The 16,862-nt window shown below is 58.7% G+C and carries 23 protein-coding genes and 1 pseudogene; 4 read left to right on the top strand and 20 right to left on the bottom strand.

Annotated features, from left to right (window positions below; genetic code table 11):
* Positions 1-142 precede the first annotated feature (142 nt).
* The 8 genes from OVY48_RS07090 to OVY48_RS07055 form a co-directional block, all read right to left on the bottom strand.
* Positions 143-1,171: a ParB/RepB/Spo0J family partition protein gene (locus OVY48_RS07090; protein WP_313922298.1), complete on the bottom strand. Its 1,029-nt coding sequence runs from the start codon at positions 1,169-1,171 to the stop codon at positions 143-145.
* A complete protein-coding gene (locus OVY48_RS07085) occupies positions 1,168-1,482 on the bottom strand; it encodes a hypothetical protein (RefSeq protein ID WP_313922297.1) in 315 nt (104 codons plus the stop codon). The genes OVY48_RS07090 and OVY48_RS07085 overlap by 4 nt, the downstream gene beginning before the upstream one ends.
* The gene (locus tag OVY48_RS07080) at positions 1,479-2,237 is read right to left on the bottom strand and encodes a ParA family protein (protein WP_198356793.1); all 759 of its coding nucleotides are present in this window, start codon (positions 2,235-2,237) and stop codon (positions 1,479-1,481) included. The genes OVY48_RS07085 and OVY48_RS07080 overlap by 4 nt, the downstream gene beginning before the upstream one ends.
* Positions 2,237-2,581: a hypothetical protein gene (locus tag OVY48_RS07075; protein WP_313922295.1), complete on the bottom strand. Its 345-nt coding sequence runs from the start codon at positions 2,579-2,581 to the stop codon at positions 2,237-2,239. The genes OVY48_RS07080 and OVY48_RS07075 overlap by 1 nt, the downstream gene beginning before the upstream one ends.
* A 9-nt stretch (positions 2,582-2,590) precedes the next feature.
* Positions 2,591-2,842: a helix-turn-helix transcriptional regulator gene (locus OVY48_RS07070; RefSeq protein ID WP_066532463.1), complete on the bottom strand. Its 252-nt coding sequence runs from the start codon at positions 2,840-2,842 to the stop codon at positions 2,591-2,593.
* A gap of 108 nt (positions 2,843-2,950) precedes the next feature.
* Complete coding sequence (locus OVY48_RS07065; protein WP_196227723.1) at positions 2,951-3,265, bottom strand: single-stranded DNA-binding protein; 315 nt, start codon at positions 3,263-3,265, stop codon at positions 2,951-2,953.
* A gap of 393 nt (positions 3,266-3,658) precedes the next feature.
* Complete coding sequence (locus tag OVY48_RS07060) at positions 3,659-4,363, bottom strand: recombinase family protein (RefSeq protein WP_409593017.1); 705 nt, start codon at positions 4,361-4,363, stop codon at positions 3,659-3,661.
* Complete coding sequence (locus OVY48_RS07055) at positions 4,347-5,060, bottom strand: sigma factor-like helix-turn-helix DNA-binding protein (protein ID WP_196227722.1); 714 nt, start codon at positions 5,058-5,060, stop codon at positions 4,347-4,349. The genes OVY48_RS07060 and OVY48_RS07055 overlap by 17 nt, the downstream gene beginning before the upstream one ends.
* A gap of 151 nt (positions 5,061-5,211) precedes the next feature.
* On the opposite strand from OVY48_RS07055, the gene OVY48_RS07050 reads away from it, so the two are divergent.
* Together OVY48_RS07050 and OVY48_RS07045 are read left to right on the top strand one after the other, a co-directional pair.
* Entirely contained in the window at positions 5,212-5,502 is a 291-nt protein-coding gene (locus OVY48_RS07050) for a helix-turn-helix transcriptional regulator (protein ID WP_313922293.1), read from the top strand.
* An 11-nt stretch (positions 5,503-5,513) separates the two neighbouring features.
* The gene (locus OVY48_RS07045; protein ID WP_313922292.1) at positions 5,514-5,771 is read left to right on the top strand and encodes a hypothetical protein; all 258 of its coding nucleotides are present in this window, start codon (positions 5,514-5,516) and stop codon (positions 5,769-5,771) included.
* A 304-nt stretch (positions 5,772-6,075) separates the two neighbouring features.
* On the opposite strand, the gene OVY48_RS07040 is transcribed toward OVY48_RS07045, so the two are convergent.
* The 5 genes and pseudogenes from OVY48_RS07040 to OVY48_RS07020 form a co-directional block, all read right to left on the bottom strand.
* Positions 6,076-6,297, bottom strand: coding sequence for a hypothetical protein (locus OVY48_RS07040; protein WP_313922290.1), 222 nt, complete (start codon positions 6,295-6,297; stop codon positions 6,076-6,078).
* 301 nt (positions 6,298-6,598) lie between these two features.
* On the bottom strand, positions 6,599-6,916 hold the full coding sequence (locus OVY48_RS07035) for a hypothetical protein (protein ID WP_313922288.1): 318 nt from the start codon (positions 6,914-6,916) through the stop codon (positions 6,599-6,601).
* An 872-nt stretch (positions 6,917-7,788) separates the two neighbouring features.
* Positions 7,789-8,334: pseudogene (locus OVY48_RS23870) on the bottom strand (DUF4942 domain-containing protein); the annotation flags it as partial.
* Positions 8,335-8,915: 581 nt separating this feature from the next.
* The gene (locus OVY48_RS07025; RefSeq protein WP_313922286.1) at positions 8,916-10,178 is read right to left on the bottom strand and encodes a Y-family DNA polymerase; all 1,263 of its coding nucleotides are present in this window, start codon (positions 10,176-10,178) and stop codon (positions 8,916-8,918) included.
* Positions 10,179-10,186: 8 nt separating this feature from the next.
* Positions 10,187-10,621 (bottom strand): S24 family peptidase, encoded by a 435-nt coding sequence (locus OVY48_RS07020; protein ID WP_313922285.1) that lies wholly within the window; start codon positions 10,619-10,621, stop codon positions 10,187-10,189.
* Positions 10,622-10,795: 174 nt separating this feature from the next.
* Here OVY48_RS07020 and OVY48_RS07015 point away from each other — a divergent pair, with 174 nt between their 5' ends.
* Positions 10,796-11,440, top strand: coding sequence for an SOS response-associated peptidase family protein (locus tag OVY48_RS07015; RefSeq protein ID WP_313922284.1), 645 nt, complete (start codon positions 10,796-10,798; stop codon positions 11,438-11,440).
* A 96-nt stretch (positions 11,441-11,536) separates the two neighbouring features.
* Positions 11,537-11,875: a hypothetical protein gene (locus tag OVY48_RS07010; protein ID WP_313922283.1), complete on the top strand. Its 339-nt coding sequence runs from the start codon at positions 11,537-11,539 to the stop codon at positions 11,873-11,875.
* A 459-nt stretch (positions 11,876-12,334) separates the two neighbouring features.
* On the opposite strand, the gene OVY48_RS07005 is transcribed toward OVY48_RS07010, so the two are convergent.
* The 7 genes from OVY48_RS07005 to OVY48_RS06975 all read right to left on the bottom strand — a co-directional run bounded on the left by OVY48_RS07005 (position 12,335) and on the right by OVY48_RS06975 (position 16,677).
* Complete coding sequence (locus tag OVY48_RS07005) at positions 12,335-12,868, bottom strand: hypothetical protein (RefSeq protein WP_313922282.1); 534 nt, start codon at positions 12,866-12,868, stop codon at positions 12,335-12,337.
* A complete protein-coding gene (locus tag OVY48_RS07000) occupies positions 12,865-13,074 on the bottom strand; it encodes a hypothetical protein (protein WP_313922281.1) in 210 nt (69 codons plus the stop codon). Before OVY48_RS07000 ends, OVY48_RS07005 begins: the two co-directional genes overlap by 4 nt.
* Before the next feature lie 6 nt (positions 13,075-13,080).
* Positions 13,081-13,383, bottom strand: a complete 303-nt coding sequence (locus tag OVY48_RS06995; RefSeq protein ID WP_313922280.1) for a hypothetical protein — start codon at positions 13,381-13,383, stop codon at positions 13,081-13,083.
* Positions 13,384-13,394: 11 nt separating this feature from the next.
* Positions 13,395-13,784 (bottom strand): DUF3768 domain-containing protein, encoded by a 390-nt coding sequence (locus OVY48_RS06990; protein ID WP_313922279.1) that lies wholly within the window; start codon positions 13,782-13,784, stop codon positions 13,395-13,397.
* Positions 13,785-14,109: 325 nt separating this feature from the next.
* Positions 14,110-15,390 carry a Fic/DOC family protein gene (locus OVY48_RS06985; protein WP_313922278.1) on the bottom strand — a complete coding sequence of 427 codons (1,281 nt, stop codon included), beginning with the start codon at positions 15,388-15,390 and terminating at the stop codon, positions 14,110-14,112.
* Between the two features lie 3 nt (positions 15,391-15,393).
* A complete protein-coding gene (locus OVY48_RS06980) occupies positions 15,394-15,654 on the bottom strand; it encodes a hypothetical protein (protein WP_313922277.1) in 261 nt (86 codons plus the stop codon).
* A 150-nt stretch (positions 15,655-15,804) separates the two neighbouring features.
* Positions 15,805-16,677 (bottom strand): zincin-like metallopeptidase domain-containing protein, encoded by an 873-nt coding sequence (locus OVY48_RS06975; RefSeq protein WP_313922276.1) that lies wholly within the window; start codon positions 16,675-16,677, stop codon positions 15,805-15,807.
* Positions 16,678-16,862 lie beyond the last annotated feature (185 nt).

Here is a 16,862-nt window from a genome sequence, read left to right as displayed (position 1 = left end):
CTAACGGTTAACATTCGCCGCCGCAAGGCTTATCCTGCCATACATGAATACCTACCCCCCAAAAAAGAAAGCGGTGGCAATTGCCACCGCTTCAAATTTCCAAGATGCCGGAAAACGGACAACCGTTGACAGGTAAATGTTATCAAAAGTCGAAGGCTTGGGGCGCACTCTCACCGTCGAACTGAACCGTGACCTGGCCGCTTAGGACAATACCGCGACGGCCCTGAATGATGATGGCCGGTGCGTCATTCGCCTCCTTTGGCTGACGGGTCGCGCGATGCCTCCGCATGGCATCTTGGTTCGATGCCTGCCCCTGCCCTTCCCGATCGCCATCATGCTCGTTCGGATCGCCCTGCTCCATTTGCCCGATGCGCGCGCTGGTGGCAGCTGCCACCGGCACCCGTTGCTCATCCTCTGCCTGCGGGTCGGGCATGGAGGTGACGGGCGCGATCTGCGGCTCCCCTGCCCTTTCCGTTCCACCTTGAAGCCCGGCAAGAAACTTCTCGCACTCGGCGGCAGTAGGACTTTCGTTCGCAGCCAGAAATCCGCGCGCCGCCTCTTCGTCCAGTGACATGGCGTGCTTGATGGCAACAGCTGATCGGGGCGAGCACCCTGCAAGCGCTGAAAGAATGTCGTCGGGCAACGTGCGAAGCGAATATAGCCGCTTCACTTCCGAATGCGGCTTTGCAATTCGCGCAGCTAGATCCTTTGTTGAAAGCTCTTCACTTACTCGCGCCGCAATGAAGTGGACGCGATCGGCCAGGCTAAGCTCTTGCCGTTGCTCATTCTCAAGATACTGATCCAACCCAATGTCGCGCTCATCATCGGCTTGGTCGAGAACGGTGTCGATTTGATCGAAACCGAGCTGGCGACAAGCGCGATACCGGCGCTCGCCATATCGAATGATGTAGCGTCCATTTGGGGTCGGTGCGACCACGATTGGCTGCAACAGCCCACGCTCCTTGATCGTCGTCGCCAACGCATCAATCTCGGACTGGTCGAAGTCGCGACGAACCTGCGAAGGGTCTGGATCAATGTCAGCGATAGGCAAGCGCTGGAACCGTCCTGCCGCCTTGAACTCAGTGTTTGCAGGGACGGCGGAGAAATCCATATCGTCCATGTTGAAATCGGCGAAGCCCTTCTTCGCGGGTTTGGTTGCTGCCTTGCTCAATGCCGTACCCCTTCTTTCAAATACGTGCTCTCGGCAATCTTCGACCCGGCTTCGTCCTCAAGCCAAATCGCCTTCGCCAGTGTCGTGTGAAAATTGCGATACCATTCATCAGAGTGAACGGCGGAGCAGGTCGTTCTGAGAAAAATGTCCCAGCGGCCTCCGATCCAAATGGGTATGCCCCACATGCACGTCCCACCATCTTCGTCGTCCAGCGCAAGCCGCCAAATCGGCCGCTCGATCGAATGGTCCTCGACCTCAATCATAAATCCGGCACCTTCCAGACGCTCGATGAAGTCCGCTAAAGGCGTCATGCGACCTCCAGCTCAGCTTGATCGACAATGTAAGAAACGACCTCGCGCACGACTGGCGCGCTACGCCTGGTGTCCTTCGCCAATCGCCAAACAGGAATTTCGAGAAGCGCCGCCTCGCGCATGTGCTCACGGTGCGGGATGGTATGCGGCACCACATGCAAAGGAAGCGCCTGCGCAATTCGCTCCATCAGCTGGCGCGAAACTTCGCTGGTCGCCTGAACGCGATTGAAGACGATCCCGAACCGGGTGCCGTTACCCTCCCCTCGCACCTTGTTTGCAAGATGGATGCTTTGCGAGATTTCGTTGAGCGACTGTCGGGCGGTTTTGTCAGGGTCCAAAGGAATCGCGACATAATCGGACGCGATCAACGCCATAAGGTTCCGGCCATCCCAAGCCGGAGCCGTGTCGATCACGCAATAATCGTAGTGCTTGGCAAGGCCAACACGAATGGCGCGAACATAGGCGCCGATGTGCTGGCCTTGCTGTGGTCCATCCGTAGTCAGTTCCACAATCTGGCGCGTGTTCTTGAAGCATGCCAGCGCTGGAGGTTCGTCGGCGGGGTCAAAATCAAGAATCGACTGAACCGGGCCTATCTGCTCGAAGTCCGCTTTGAGCATCCCCGCGCTATGGCATTGCTTGTCGAGGTCAAGAACCACGACGCGCTTACCCTGCTCGGCAAGGTGCCACGCAATATGGCAAGTTAGCGTGGTTTTCCCGATGCCACCGCGCTCGTTCGTTACGACAATTGTTCGCATTACCAGTTCCCACGGTGATTGTTGGTTGGGCCGTGGTGGAACCGATACTGGCTCTGCATATACCACGGATTCGGATCGTCATTGAGATTGAGGCCCTTGCGCTCGCCTTGCGGGGCGGTCGGTTCAGGCGATGGCTCCGGGGCGAAGCAAGCCGCAAGGACAAAGGCAGCGAATACCGCCACACCCCACCAGCCAAACGCGAAATAGGCGAGGGCACCGACTGCGAGAACCACAGTCAGGAGGATCGCCGCGATTGCAAGCAACAGGATAAGCCATGCGATATTCATGGTAGTCCTGAGCGCGCGGGCCGCACGCCGAAGTTTGTTGGCAATCTGACGGCGCATAGCGGCCTCCTAAGCTGTTCGGCTCTCGCCACGATCGGAGCCGATCAACTTAGGGAAAGGCTGCTCCCTAAAGATGTTCGGCACTTGGGTTTGCAACGCGCGCGACATTCGCAACGCCGTTAGCAGGGTTGCATCCTGTCGACCGTTCTCAATGGCCGCGATTGTCTCAGGCGAGACAAGAATCTGTGCCGCAAGCTCGGCTTGCGTAAGTCCAGCTGCGGCCCGTAAGCTCGCAACACGATTGAACAATTTGGCAGCCACAAAAAGCCTCGCAAAATTAAACCCTAATCATATTATGGTTAGCATAGGCTTGTGTCCACAAAAAAGGGCGGCCCTGCGGGCCGCCCGTCTTTTGGCGATGGGGCTGGGCTATTCAGCCCCGCCCCGCGCCAGAATACCCATGCCCTCCGCGATCAGGTCCACAGTGTAGCGGGTTTCACCGTTGCTCTCGTAACTGCTCTGGCGCATCCGCCCGGTGATATGCACCAGGTCGCCCTTGCCCAGCTCGCCAGCGCGTTCCGCCAACTGGCGGAAAAACGTCACGCGGTTCCAAAGCGTGTCGGTTTTCCATTCATCGCCATCCTTGCGATTATAGTTCGCAGCGACGGAAACGTGTGTGACCTTATCGGTCTGATCGACGCTGCCAACGCGCCCGATGATCCGAAATTCAGCGATGTTCTGCATGGTAGTCTCCTTTGGATAAGCGTTGCTGACGGATTTTTGGCGGCGAAGCTGAGCGACGCGGGCAAGTTGAAAATGGGAGGGTCCACTTGTGGAAACCCAAGGCCGAAGGCCGGTTTTCTGCTTGCCCGCATTAGTGGCGATGCGCAGTTCGTATCCGGCAGACAGTAACGCCCAAAGGAAGCGTGCCAAGTAGATGCAGCAATTCGTGCTGACGGTGGTGGCAGCTGCCACCGGCCTTGGTCCTCCCCTCGTCGCTGCCCTCGATCTGCAATGCTGAATATGGAAACTACAGCTGTATGGCCGTTGATCGTTTGAGAGTTGGCATTTCGCTTGCACGGCAAAAGGGTGGCCGGTGGCAGCTGCCACCGGCTGCGATCATGATAGTTTGAGCGATCAGCGTTTCCGCTCATGGTGCTTTTTCGCGGCGCTGGGTTCCTGCTTTGGCTCCTGGGATGTTCGATGCGCGGCCCACGCTCTTTTGACGGTGCTGCGGTCGCATTCGGCAAGTTCGGCTGTTTGGGAGATGCTCTTTCCCGCCTCACGCAATGCGACAATGCGAGCGTGCTTTGCATGATCGCCTTTACGGCCTCCGCTGCGCCCCTCCACTTTCGCCAAGGCAATCCCCTGGCGCTGGCGTTCGCGGCGATCGGTGTAGTCATCATGCGCCATCTGCAGAGCGATCTTCAATAGCATGTCTTGAACAGATTCGAGCACGATGCGGGCGATGCCTTCGGCATCGGCCGCGAGATCGGATAGGTCCACCACGCCGGGAACAGCAATGCGTGCGCCACGCGCGCGGATTGTCTCAACCAGCTGCTCGGCCTCGGGCAGCGGTAGGCGGCTGATCCGATCAATCTTCTCCGCAATGACGACTTCGCCGGGTTGAAGATCGGCAATCATGCGCAGCAGCTCGGGGCGATCAGCTCGCGCACCCGATGCCTTCTCTCGATAGACAGCCGCGACATAGTAACCCGCTGCCTTCGCGTCGGTCACAATGGAGTCCTGGCGGCGCAAGTCCTGCGCGTCGGTGCTGACGCGCAAATAGACGCGCGCGATCTTCGGGGCCGGGGGAGGGGCGTTCTCACTCGGCAATGTCAGGCCCCTCGGGTCGTGTGGCGTGAAGCTTCGCAATCTCTGCGGCCGCTTCTGCAATCTCAATTCCACACTGCTGCGCTCTTGCCCGCGAACGGTCGATCTCTGTATTGCGCGGAATGATCGTCCGCGCGAGCCATCCTCGTCCTTCAAGCGCGTTTACGCGCTGCGCAAGATAAGCTGCTTCATCATTCAATTGCTGATGGCGTTCCTCTGCCTTGCGTAGTCGGCGTTCCCAAGCATTCTTGCGAGCATTCGCGCGCCGCCTTTCGTCCCGCTCTAGGCGATGTTGCCTTTTGGTTGCTAGGTCGAGCGCCTTCTGAATTTCCCGACGCTCTCTAGCCTGATCTTCGTCAGCGACCGTTTTTTCTCGCTGCTGCGCCAAGCGGTCCAAGGCAGCATGATCGTCGATACCGACATTTTTACACACCCATCGCATTTTCCGATAAGCCTTCGCCTCAATCAGCGAAATCCGGCTATCTGACAAACCGATAATGTCTCCGATCGCCTTGAGGGTGAAGGCGTGGGATTGGCCAAGCCCAATCCGCAATCCGACGACTTGTTGCTCCTGAGGCGTGAGGGTCGCGATCAGGCGATCAACGATTTGCCGGTCTGTGATCGACCCTTCCCAACCGGCCTTTGCAATTTTTGCGGCAAATAGCTCCACCGGAGATTGCACCGCACCACCTTGATTTTTCCTCATACGCGAATGCCTTCGCTCAATGCATATGGCGCGTAACCTATACCATGTGCGCTAGGCGCGAAAGCCTAGGCGCAATAACCTCTCGTCGCAACCCTATTGCGCCATGCTGCCGGGGCCGACATTCTGCGCCAGGTTGGAAGGAAGGATCGTCATGCCCGTGTATCTGAATCTGAGCGATCTAGAGTCGCCGCTCATGATCCAGCTTGCCGCGAACATTCGCGCCAGATGCAAAAAGCTGCGGATTACACAATCAGAATTGGCAGAACGATCCGGCGTTGCTGCATCACACATTTCATTCATCGCTCGCGCCAAGGCCAACCCGACGGTTTCCACTTTGGAGCGCATTGCCGATGCTCTTGGAATGCCGGTCGTCCAACTGCTGGCGTCGAAAGATAGTGCCAAAGGCGCTGGCTCGATCAAAACCACGTCACATTCCAATTAGGGAGTAGTGCATTGTCCAACGACAACCGCGAAAGCCTTGATGCCCCTGAGAACGCTTCACTTGTGCGCGCAATGGGCGGAGCCTTGTCGATCTTTGCCACGTTGCTCGCGCGCAAGGGGCTGATCGAAACGGATGAGGTCGCCAATATTCTCGGCATGTATGCCGTCACCACGGGGGAGGTCGACCAAGAGGAAGGAATGATCCTGGGAAGCTGGGCGGCAATGCTGCGTGATATAGCGGAACTACAAGATATGGCTCCCTCCGCCTAGTAAGGAGCCTTAAAAGCAATCGCTTGGATAGGTCAGGTTGCGTTGATGCCACCCATGTCTAAAAGGTCAATTTATAATGGATCAAGCGCCAGATGGCTTTGAACAGTCGGCCCGAATTGTAGAAGCGTTCTCGGCGGGTGAGTCTGACGAGGTGGCTGAACTGTTGGCGCAGATTGCCGAAGCGATACGGGCCAAGGCGATAGACGACTAGCCACCTTCGCTGGGCGACACATACTATTGAACAGTGGGCGTATGCAGCTCGCTCGGATGGGCAAAAAAAGGGAGGCCGAAGCCTCCCTTGGTCTTAGTTGAACATTTTGACGAATGCTGGCGCGAGGCCGATGACGGCCAGGACGAACCCGACAGAGCCGATTACCCATGTTTGGGCGGTCAGCTTGCTTTCTAGGCCCTTGTTCGCCTCCTGTACCTTCACTGCGATATACTCCTCGATAGCCTCAACTACTTCTGCTGCGGCGTCGTCTGACAGATTAGCCGCTTTCAGTGCTCTAAACAATTTGATGTGCATCCGGTTCTCCTTCTCGTTGTTGACGGGAGAAACACGGCATGGGCCCCGGCGCCGACTGTCAGGGACCGCGTAGCGGCCGCGAGAGCGGGCGGTGGGGGAGCCGATTTGCGTAGCAAATTGGGGGAACCGCCGATCCTTGAAAGTTGGCGCGCACCCATGCCAAACTGCCACGACACACAGAGAGAAGAGATTGCGAGGAAGGGGGTTCGATGCCCCCTTCCTCGCTCCGTGTTGAAACCGAGATCATCGGTTTTTCGCCCATAGGGCGAAGTGGGGCGGGCTAAGCCCGCCCCGTCCGGTGTCAGCCGGACTGCTCGCGCTTAGCTTTCGCCGCCAAGATCATGTTGACCAGGTGCGCGTCGAAGCAATCGCCTCGCTCGATGTTCCGAATGCCGGGTCCATCAAGAACGTCCCTGATCCGATCTTCAATGACCTGCGCAAGCTCAGTCGAAACCGCTTCTATATCGGCGCTCGATTTGCCGATGAACATCGGATCTTTCGGCCACATGCTTTCAGCGTCGAAGTGGTCCTTATCGTTTAGGGCGTTCCTCAACGCCTCGATCGCTGCATTTCCAAGCGCACGCTCGAATGCAAGCTGGGCGAACAGACGATGGGACATAACAACCTCCTTATTGCCATAATTGGCAGGGCCAAGGGGGAGAGCCGCGCCGGGTCGGGTCAGGGACCGCGAAGCGGCCGCGATAGCGGGCGACGGGGGAGCCGATTTGCGCAGCAAATTGGGGGGACCGACGATCCTTGATGCGATCCGGCGCGTCTCTCATGCTAGGAAGACACTGACGGGGGGATATAACAAATGAACGTCCGCCCAACGGGCGGTCATTAGGCGGTGGCAGCTGCCACCGCCTGCGCCGATCAATCGGGCTTACGGATGGCAAGCAAAACGGTGTTCACGTTGGTCCCTGCATGGGCAAATGATCCAGCGGGAAGGTCGATCCATTTGCGGTTGCCATAGATCGCGGTGCATTTGTCGATGATGCGATGCAATGCCTTGTGCCGCTTATCCTCCGACCATTCGGCCCGTGCGCTCATGACCGCAACGAGCACTCCCCCCGGCTTCAAGAATTGATAGGCATGGCGCACATGATCGCAGTCGCGCCCACGGTCGAACGGCGGATTCATCACCACTTTATCAAAAGGTGCGAAGTGACGCGGTTCCAGCGTGAGGAAATCGGCCTGCCTCACGTCCGCAAAACCGTGGATCACGCGCAATTCGTGTGCCAGGCCGGGTTGTATCTCGATGCAAGTGACGGTGCCGCCTTCGTCGCGAGCGCGACCCGCAATCGCAGCCTTGCCAGCGCTGGGTTCAAGCACGCGGTCGCCCTGCATGATCCGTGCAAGCTCGACGACTTGCGCCGCAACCGTGGGTGAGGTCATGAAAGCACCAAAGTCCTTGGCAGGGGTGACATGGAACAGGGGGGCATCCTCTGCCTCGGTCGTGTCGTAGCTATCGCCAATCGCCTCGCCGTAATACTCAGCGAGAAGCAAATTGACCTGTTGCAAGAGGTCCGCGCGCTCAAACCAGATATGCAGATTGCCGTTTTTGAAGATGCGAACGCGGAAATAATCACCGTGAACGACTGTCGGGAGATTCACGCGATCCCGCGCCGCCTCTCCAACAATTGCCGCCATGCTCAACCCTTCGGGCAGGGGCGCTTTGTCATCCAGCTCAAGGAAAACGCGCTCCACGTCCCGCAAGCTGTCGCGTCGCTCGTAACGCTCCCATGATCCCCATTCGTTCATTGCGCCGTCGATGATGAGACGCGCGCCGATCTTGAAACCGTCATGCGAACGAAAGCGACGATCCAGCTTTGAAAAAACGGTGGCGATGCCGCGCAAATAGAGGTCGCGCCGGTTCTCCCAGATATGCCCGAACGTTGCAGCGCAATTGTCGGTCGTGAATGGTGCCGGTGCCTCGCGTAATCCCTCGTAAAACTCGCGGCGCGCCGTTTCATCTAGCAACTGATCGAAGCCAAGGCGCTCCATCAAGTTCGACCAGCAGCGCCGATCTATTTCCATGGTCGCGATCCGCTCGAAATTGTCGCGGGCCTCAATCGTCGTGATCTTGCCCGTCTTGGGGTCGCGTTCGTCCAGCGCGCGCGCGCGCACGAATGCGGCGGTTAAGGTATCTTCTCCGCGATGATGATCGCGCGCACCGGACAGGCCAAGATTTCCACCAATGCAGATGCTGCCCGCCTCGGCTGTTGTCGCGTGGTATTGATCGAAAAGACCAAGCCAAAGGGAAATCGCTTTATCGCGCCCCTCGCAAATGTCCGCGATCTGATGCGGGTTCATAAGCTCTTGCCCCATATGCAGTTCCTTTCCCTAAAAATCGAAGCCGAAGGCGATGGGCCATCGACTTCTGCCAAGTGGCGAGCTGGGTCGGGGAATGGCGCAGTGAGGGCCGGTCATGGGGGAGGGGGATCGCCCGTCCTGCACGGAGCGCAGCGGAGGAAGGGCGGGGATACCGCCATGATCGCCAAGCGAGGCCGCGTAGCGGTCGAGACGGTCCAGCCCTTGCGCCAGGGGGCCGGAACAGGCCCCGACACTATCGAACGACGCGGCGGCTCTGCCGCCACATTTCCGCCAATCTGCCTAGCCTATCTGGCGATGGGTATTTCGCTGATCCGTGTTGTCCATGACGGGCTTTTTCGGCTGCGTTTGGTGTCGAAGCCCTTCGCGCCGTGACCTTGCGCGGCAATCTTGATGGTGTCCCGCCCGAACCGGCTATTGAGGCCGTCCATTGCGGCCAGCAATGCAGGCCCGCGCGGGTCGGCGGTAGCGAACAGGTCAGCCTGCGCTTCGCCTTGCCGCGTCAAATCCTCCAGCATCACGCCGCATTTGGTATAGACCCCGCCCCGCTCAAACATGGCCTCGGTCATCTGACCTACAATGCCTAGAATCACGCGGGGGTCATTCGTCGCCGGCGACAGGCGCGCCGATCGCGAAGCGGATGGCGGATTAGGCCGATAGCGTGAGCCATGCGCGAAGGCGATCAGTCGGCTCGCGACGAGGCCCTGGGCGCGTATCTTCTCGGCCGCGCGTGCCGCGCGGCGCGCCATGGCCTCGCGCAGCGCGTCCAGTGTCTTGACCGGCTCCCCGAATTGGCGGGTTACGGCGGTAGCCTTCATCGCATCCGGTTCGACCTGAAAATCCATGCACTCGATGCCGTTCAGCTCGCGCACGAGACGTTCGAGGACGACTGTTCCAATGTCGCGCGCGATCTCTGGCCGCAACGCGGCCAGGTCGGCGGTGGTGCGAACGCCAAGGGGCAAAAGGCGCGCTTCAAGCGCCTTGCCTACGCCCCACACCTCTCCAACCGGCCATTTCTCGAATAGGCGCCGCCGCAATTCGGTGTCGTGAAGATCGACGACGCCGCCCCATATTTTTTCGGTGGCTTTCGCCAGACCATTGGCAACCTTCGATAGCGTGCGCGTTGGTCCAAGGCCGATCCGGGTCGGAAGCCCGACTTGCTGCAATATGTCCTCGCGCAACCGATGTGCCGCTGCCACGTCGCCTAGCCCATTGGGTAGGGCGGGGAGCCGGTAAAAACTCTCGTCTATGGAGTAGATCTCCACCGTGTCGGAATGTTCAGCAATGACCGCATTGAAACGGCGATTGAGGTCCGCATAGAGTTCGTAATTGCTCGATCGAAGCTGGATGCCGTGCCGCTCGATGCGGTCGCGGATTTTGAAAACTGGCTCGCCCATGCGGATATGCAGGGCCTTGGCTTCCTCGCTGCGCGCGACCGCGCAACCGTCGTTGTTGCTCAAAACAAGGACCGGAATACCGTGCAAACTCGGGTCGAAAAGCCGCTCTGCACTGACGTAGAAATTTGAAATGTCGGCAATCGCGTGCGCCATGAGGCCACCTAAAGCCGATAATCGCGGACGCTGGTTCGCACCACGCCCCAAATCTCGATACCCTCGGCGGGGGTCGGATCGGAGTGCTGCCGACTGTTGCGCGCCTCTAGGAAAGTGCCGCCCTGGCGGCGGGCGAGCTGACGGCATACAAAGCCGCCGTCCACTATGGCGATGACGATATGGCCCTCGACCGCGCGCGTGTCGCGATCGACCACCACCACATCGTTATCGTAGATACCCGCGTCGATCATGCTGGTGCCGCTAATGCGGAACACAAAGCTGGCGGCGCGGTCGAGCCGCAGCAACTCGATCAGGCAAATGCGATCTTCAGCCCAGTCCTGCGAGGGACTGGGAAAGCCAGCTCCCGCCGCCCCGATGAGCAAGGGAATTAGTCCCTCTGGCACCTCGGCAAGCGGGACCGGCTGCATGAGTGGCAGCAACATCGTGATTCCCTTCTTTGCCCTTCTAACGCATATGGGAACGGAAAGGGAACATAGGATCGCCGCTCAAACGTCGATGGCCTGTGGGGGGTCATTTTCGGAGACAGTCATTGCTAATCGCGCGGGCACTTAACCCGGCTGATTGACAGCCAAAGGCTGCTCCACCAGCTTCCTCTCATGTGCAACAGATACAATCCCGGCGATCGCCAGCTAATTCTCGATGTGATCCCTGCGAATGGAAATGGCGCGCAGTACAACGCCAATCCCGATCGCGTTCATCCGAAAGAGCTTGGCCCTGTCGTCCGGCTTGTTGACGGTGAGATGGTCCTAGAGCGGATGACCTGGGGCTTCCCGGTTACGCTTAAGGGCCGCAAAGGTCAGCCGCTCGCGCCGAAGCCAGTCAATAATGCTCGCTTTGACAAGCTGGGCGCATTTTGGAAGCGCTGGGCGATAGACCCCGGCAACCGCTGCCTCATTCCCACGGCGCGCTTTGCAGAGGCCATCGGTGCGAAGGGCAAGATGACAGAAGCGTGGTTGTCGGTTCCCGATCAACCGATTTTCGCGTGGGCGGGGCTGTGGTCGAATGAGGATTGGGGCCTCTCATACACTGGCGTCATGACGGACAATTGCATTGAGTTTGCCGACATTCACGATCGCTCGCCGGTTATCCTCGATCCAGAGCATTGGCGCACCTGGCTAACAGCGCCGCTTGCCGATCTTTATCAATTTGATCGGCCATATCCGGCTGAGAGGATGGCCGTCGAGCGAACTGATATTCCTTGGGTGAAGCGAAAAGCACCGCGACCGGGGCCTTTGCTATAGCCCTCCCGTGTGACCGGCGCGAAGCGCCGCGACCTGTCCGCTCATGGCTTGCTCTCAAAAGTGAGTAAGATATGCTGCGCTCAGAGGGAGTAGATCATGCTGAGCGAAACACGATACGCCTATAACGAGACGTCACTTTTAGCGGTCCAGTATATCATGCTGGCTCAAATGATCTTGGTCGGCGTGGCGGTCGTTCTCCATGCGGTTTCATCACTGGCGGGGTTCAGCGGCGTCTTTGAGACGCCCGCGCTATTGGCGATCTCCCAACCTGTGATGAAAATCATGCTTTTGCCGGGAATTGGCTGGGCCGCTGGGTTGATCGCGACGTGGATGGCCGGGGATGATGGGTTTTCCGACAGTGGCTATCAATTGGCCGGAAATGTGGCGGGCCAGCTTGCATGTTTGATACTTTTGCCATCGGCCATCGGAGTTTGATGCATCTGCCGGGTCAGCCGCAAATCGGGCTATAAAAGGCGGTTATTGGATTGGCAGGGAAAAGAGGCTATATAGGGATTGCTTCGTGTGCGGCGTCAGTCACACACCTACCTGAACCCGCCGCGCTGCTACGCGGCGGGTTCAAACTTTTAGGGCGGGCAGCCCTGCTAGACCACCCGCCCCGCTGGCTTAGCCCTTATCGGACCTCCCCAGCTTCACAATCGCGACCACAAGCGCAACGGCTGCAATCGTCAATTGTGCTGCTTCGTATGCTGTCAAATCACATCACCTCCTTTGAGCGAGAGGATTAGCGGGGTCCGCTGCTACAGGCCCCGCCCTCGCTCGATTGAGGTTATACAACGGATTTTCAGAAATGTGGGCGCTCTGCGCGTCACAATTTCGTGAAGCCACAATCCAAGCGGTGGCAGCTGCCACCACCCCACACGCCTTAAATGTTGCTCAAACCTCGCCCTCAAAGCGAGAAATCATGCGTTCCGCTACGCAGGTGATTTCAGCCAGGTCGGAGGTTTCGGTGCAATCGCAACCCACAACCGCACCGAATGTCCCGCCCTCCAATTGGACCACGCGAACAAGCCACACATCGCGCCGAATTTCGCATTGGTCGGGGAGGGGCCTTCCCATGATCTCATGAAACACAAGTTCAACCCAACGGCGGGCGTCAGGATCGCGAGCCGCGTCGGCGTAGTCGGCGCGGCTCGCCATGACACTGTAACGGTCGCCCAGCATGAACTGCTGTTCGCGCTCGCGGCGAACGCGCTCGATCCGTTCCGCTCTATCTTTCGCCACACGCTTCGCGGCCTGCTTCGTCCGAACATCGGCGGCGCTGCTCGCCAGCGCCGCTATGATGTTGGGGACGCGCGCGGGCATATAATGCCCTGCGCGCTCTGCCGCCTCGATCACGAATTGCAACTCGCCTATCTCGGTAGGGGAGAGAGTGACGCGGACTGCGCTCGCGGTGTTGCTAATTCTCATTGCTGCGGCTCCGGGTCATCCTTTGGCCTGTAGGTGGCAAGGCCAATCCACGAACCATTGTCGCCGCGAAACTGGCGCACCACATCGCCGCCGTCCCAATGGCCGGTGAAGATGCCGCGCCGGTTTATGCCGCCAACGGGCCGCGTCCGCGCCGCCAGAAGGCGCGCGCGGCGGGTGTCCCGGTCAAGGTGTCGCATGGGTTGCATGGTGGATCACTCCTGTTCGCTGATGGGAAGGGCGCGCACGTCGCCGCTGTCGATCTGGAAGCCCGCGCGGGCCAGCTCGTCGCAAAGGGCGCGCTGTCGATCCTCACGGGTGCCGCTGCTGGCGATATAGCTGCACCGGCCATCGTGGAACGCGAAGCCCGCTCGTTTCAGGCATCCGCGAAAACGCTGTTGGGTTCGGTCGCTCCAATCGAGCGATCCGGCATAGTTGCGAAAGGCGGCGACGGCGCAGACGGCACCATAGTTTTCATCGCGCCAGCTAAGTTCTATCACCGGGGGCATTTTGCTCATGGTTGCCTCCCTCAATATTCGTTAGCGAGAAGAATGGTCAGCACGCGGGTTGTGGCATCGGGGTTCCACGGCTCGGCGCTGCCATATTCAAGTTCGCGATCATAATAGTCGATCTTCCACATGACAGAGAGGGAAGGCCGCGCGTCCTCTGCGGTCCATCTGGTGTGCCATTGGCCGGTCAAGTCACGATAAAGGAAACCGGCGTCATGCTCGCCCCTCGGATCGTTGTCGGTGGTGAAATCCTCAAAGGCTTCGACCATCTTGATGATGTTGGTTTGCGTGCTGCTGTCCAGCGCCGCCACGCCCTGCGTAATGACGGTGCGGCAAGTGACGCCCATAGTCCGCCGCGCAAGGTCGTTCAGCGCCGCAATCGTCGCGATCTGCTCCGGGGTTGCTTCCATTTTCCTCACTCCTTTTAGGCGAAGCCGCTGCCTACGGCCTGCGGCTCTGACCCGCTGGCGAAGCGCGGGATGGGGAGGGGAAGCAAAATCGATGGGAGTGGTGCGGGCCGCACGGTTAGAGAGGCCCGGCGCGCGTGAGCGCGTCGGCCTGGCCGAACTTGTCGTGCAACTCGGTCCTGTCGATTATGCTTCGGGAACGAAAGGGCAGGTGCCCTTGGTGTTCCCCCGGTGGCAGCTGCCACCACCAACGGCGCGCGGCCTGGGCCGCTCGATCCTATGTGGCAGCTGGCAAATCCAAAAACGCGCGGCCAAGGGCCGCACACTCTTAGCGTTCGCGGCCCTTGGTTTGCTCGGTAGGCTGCGGCGTTGCCCTGCCTTCGCGCAACGCGGCTATCACATTGGCTTTTGCGGTTTCTCCCGCCGCCGCAATCTGATCCTTTGGCACGCCCCGCTGGGCGGCGTCAGCGAGCCGCTTGTCAATGGCGGCTTGGAACGGCGCCAATCTTTCATCAGCCCGATTCTGGTCGGGTGTGTTTTTCTGGAATTGCTCGGCAAGGCGTAGATCAACTTGACTGACGCCGGGAGGCATCGCCTGCAATCGAAGCGCGCGATCGGCGGCTTGAATGTCGCGATCGTTCATCTTCGTAAGAAAGACAGCAGCGCCGCCGCTGATCGCGCGAACCCGTTGTAGTGGGTCCATACCCTCCGACCAATTGACCTCGATCTGGTGATAGCGGCGCTGCTCGATCATCTGCAAATGATGCATCGGCCCTTTCGGATCTCGGAAGAAAGCAAGCTCCTGCGCCGAACGTGTCGCCAGCTGGCGCATGTCTGCCGACGTTTCGGCAATCCGGTTCAACTGCTCAACCTGCCTAGAAGCCACAGCCTGCGCCGTGGGCAAGTATCGGCTGATCTGTTCCTTGGCCTGCTCGATGCTCATGGAACGGCCTTCGCCTGCGGGCATCAGCGATTCCATAGAAGGCGGCAACGCAATGCCACCTGGGCCGCGCAAAGGCTCCGTGCGGTTGTGTGCCAATGGCATCGCATCGCGAATGACTTTGGTGAGCGATGCATGATTGCCGGTGTGAAAGCTGTCTTTGCTCGCATCCATCCAGTCTTTTGGCGCGATGGCCTGGATTGAAAGAAACTTCTCAGCTGCCACGGAATGAAGCTGCAAATGCAGCCGCATGGTGCGGCCATTCCCTTCGCGGAAAGGATGGATGGCGTTCAGCTCTGAAATGTGCCGCCCCATGGCGTCGGCAAAACGGTCGCGATCCATGGCTTTGAGCGCTGCAAGGTCGGGCAGCTTGCCAAACTCATGCTCAATGCTGCGCGGTACGAAATGCGCCCGTGCAAAGGTGCTGCCGGGTTTGCTTATGTCCACATTTCGGAATTTACCGGCCCAATCATAAACGTCCTGAAACAGATGTTTATGAAGGTCGCGATACTCGCGCGCCGTCGAAGCGGGCGCGGCGCGCTGAACCAACAGCTCGCCATGCCTGAATACCGAGAAGAAGGCTTCCCGCTCTTTGAGAATGTTATCGTCGCGCAGTCCCAGCTTATTCCGAAGAACGGTGCTGTTTCGCCAAGTGTATGGGTCAATCACCTGTCATGCAGCGAGTTTCTGGCGATTCAGGACTTCACGATTATATTCCTGTGCCAGCCCAATCGCTACATCGACGGGTATTTCGGTTTCCACCAACAACAAGCAAAACGCATGATCGTTGGAAAGCAATTCTAACCCTTCGATCTTGACATTTGCGATAGCTTCGCAATAAGCATCCATCACAGCAGGCAAATCTTCTTGCCGCCGGGGATTATAGCCCATCGCCTTGATCTTACTGCGGTAGGTGTCGATGATATGTTCCATTTTGCACCTGAAAACGACCTTCTCCCGACCATAGTTAACATTTCGGGATATGTATATAAACCACATTGAATCGCCCCCAAATATGCCCCTTTGGGAGTAAGCCGCCGCGCTTGCGCGGCGGCTTTTGTTTTGCCATGGAACGGGCGGCGTTCAACTCCCTTGGTCGGTCATGATCGCTAGGAGATAATCGGCGGCATTCTGAGCCTCGCGAGCGGCCTCGAAAATGGCACGTTTATCATTGCGAAGAGCGGTCAACCAATGCTCAATATATGCGGCATGATCCTCACGATCCTCGACCTTGAAGCCGATAATCGCGCCGATAAAACAGGCTCCCAATTCCGCGACAAGTTCGTCCCGCGCATAGTCTGCGCGGTTCGTTGAAATCAGAGTCTTACGGTTTAAGCGGCTCTCATGTCCTGCAAGATGCACCGCCTCATGTGCCAGCGTGGCGTAATAATCATCTGCGGAATGGAAAACCTCGAATGGCGGCATCTGAATAAAATCCGCGCGAGGATCATAGTAGGCGCTCGATCCGCCGATATGAATGGTGGCGTCGATGCGTGAAAACATGGCTTCAAGTTCAGCATCGCGGCAATCGGGATTGCTAATGATCGGAACAGGCGCGGGATATTTGCCATCCAGCCCCTCAACCTGATCGGCGTTAAAAACCGTGTACCTTTTCAGGAAGGGAATGGCGCGCTCGTCATCGGTTTCGGAATCCTTCACGACAAGTTTGTTCGCATAGACAACGGTGGTGCCTTTGCTGCCCTTCCTGACGTTGCCGCCCAGCTCGATTGCCTGCTTGAAGGTCAGCCAATAGGGCGAGGAAAAGCCCTGACGCATGGCGCTCGCCCAAAGGCTCAAGACGTTGATGCCACGGTAGGCCACGCCATTGTGGCGCAAGGGAATGGTTGGCCCTCCGGTCCACGGCTTCACCCAAGGCTTTGTGCCTGTTTCGAGCATCGCAAGAATGTCGTCGGTGACGGCCTGATAAATGTCGATCCGGTTCGATTCCTTGGTCATTGTCTCACTCCTTTTAGGCGAAGCCGCTGCCTACGGCCTGCGGCTCTGACCCGCTGGCGAAGCGCGGGATGGGGAGGGGGAAGCAAAATCGATGGGAGTGGTGCGGGCCGCACGGCTAGAACAGCCCCGTCGCGCGTGAGCGCGTCGGCCTGGCTGAACTTGCCGTGCAACTCGGTCCTGTCGAT

Origin of the sequence: Sphingobium sp. SA2 (assembly GCF_032227065.1) — a bacterium.
Classification (GTDB): Bacteria; Pseudomonadota; Alphaproteobacteria; order Sphingomonadales; family Sphingomonadaceae; genus Sphingobium.
This window is presented reverse-complemented; position numbering and strand designations above follow the sequence as displayed.

What these genes read in the sequence shown, in the direction of transcription:
- OVY48_RS07085 (WP_313922297.1), bottom strand. Translation starts at nt 1,482, where the DNA reads ATGACGCCTTTAGCGGACTTCATCGAGCGTCTGGAAGGTGCCGGATTT.
- OVY48_RS07080 (WP_198356793.1), bottom strand. Translation starts at nt 2,237, where the DNA reads ATGCGAACAATTGTCGTAACGAACGAGCGCGGTGGCATCGGGAAAACC.
- OVY48_RS07075 (WP_313922295.1), bottom strand. Translation starts at nt 2,581, where the DNA reads ATGCGCCGTCAGATTGCCAACAAACTTCGGCGTGCGGCCCGCGCGCTC.
- OVY48_RS07065 (WP_196227723.1), bottom strand. Translation starts at nt 3,265, where the DNA reads ATGCAGAACATCGCTGAATTTCGGATCATCGGGCGCGTTGGCAGCGTC.
- OVY48_RS07055 (WP_196227722.1), bottom strand. Translation starts at nt 5,060, where the DNA reads ATGAGGAAAAATCAAGGTGGTGCGGTGCAATCTCCGGTGGAGCTATTT.
- OVY48_RS07050 (WP_313922293.1), top strand. Translation starts at nt 5,212, where the DNA reads ATGCCCGTGTATCTGAATCTGAGCGATCTAGAGTCGCCGCTCATGATC.
- OVY48_RS07040 (WP_313922290.1), bottom strand. Translation starts at nt 6,297, where the DNA reads ATGCACATCAAATTGTTTAGAGCACTGAAAGCGGCTAATCTGTCAGAC.
- OVY48_RS07035 (WP_313922288.1), bottom strand. Translation starts at nt 6,916, where the DNA reads ATGTCCCATCGTCTGTTCGCCCAGCTTGCATTCGAGCGTGCGCTTGGA.
- OVY48_RS07025 (WP_313922286.1), bottom strand. Translation starts at nt 10,178, where the DNA reads ATGGCGCACGCGATTGCCGACATTTCAAATTTCTACGTCAGTGCAGAG.
- OVY48_RS07020 (WP_313922285.1), bottom strand. Translation starts at nt 10,621, where the DNA reads ATGTTGCTGCCACTCATGCAGCCGGTCCCGCTTGCCGAGGTGCCAGAG.
- OVY48_RS07015 (WP_313922284.1), top strand. Translation starts at nt 10,796, where the DNA reads ATGTGCAACAGATACAATCCCGGCGATCGCCAGCTAATTCTCGATGTG.
- OVY48_RS07010 (WP_313922283.1), top strand. Translation starts at nt 11,537, where the DNA reads ATGCTGAGCGAAACACGATACGCCTATAACGAGACGTCACTTTTAGCG.
- OVY48_RS07005 (WP_313922282.1), bottom strand. Translation starts at nt 12,868, where the DNA reads ATGAGAATTAGCAACACCGCGAGCGCAGTCCGCGTCACTCTCTCCCCT.
- OVY48_RS07000 (WP_313922281.1), bottom strand. Translation starts at nt 13,074, where the DNA reads ATGCAACCCATGCGACACCTTGACCGGGACACCCGCCGCGCGCGCCTT.
- OVY48_RS06995 (WP_313922280.1), bottom strand. Translation starts at nt 13,383, where the DNA reads ATGAGCAAAATGCCCCCGGTGATAGAACTTAGCTGGCGCGATGAAAAC.
- OVY48_RS06990 (WP_313922279.1), bottom strand. Translation starts at nt 13,784, where the DNA reads ATGGAAGCAACCCCGGAGCAGATCGCGACGATTGCGGCGCTGAACGAC.
- OVY48_RS06980 (WP_313922277.1), bottom strand. Translation starts at nt 15,654, where the DNA reads ATGGAACATATCATCGACACCTACCGCAGTAAGATCAAGGCGATGGGC.
- OVY48_RS06975 (WP_313922276.1), bottom strand. Translation starts at nt 16,677, where the DNA reads ATGACCAAGGAATCGAACCGGATCGACATTTATCAGGCCGTCACCGAC.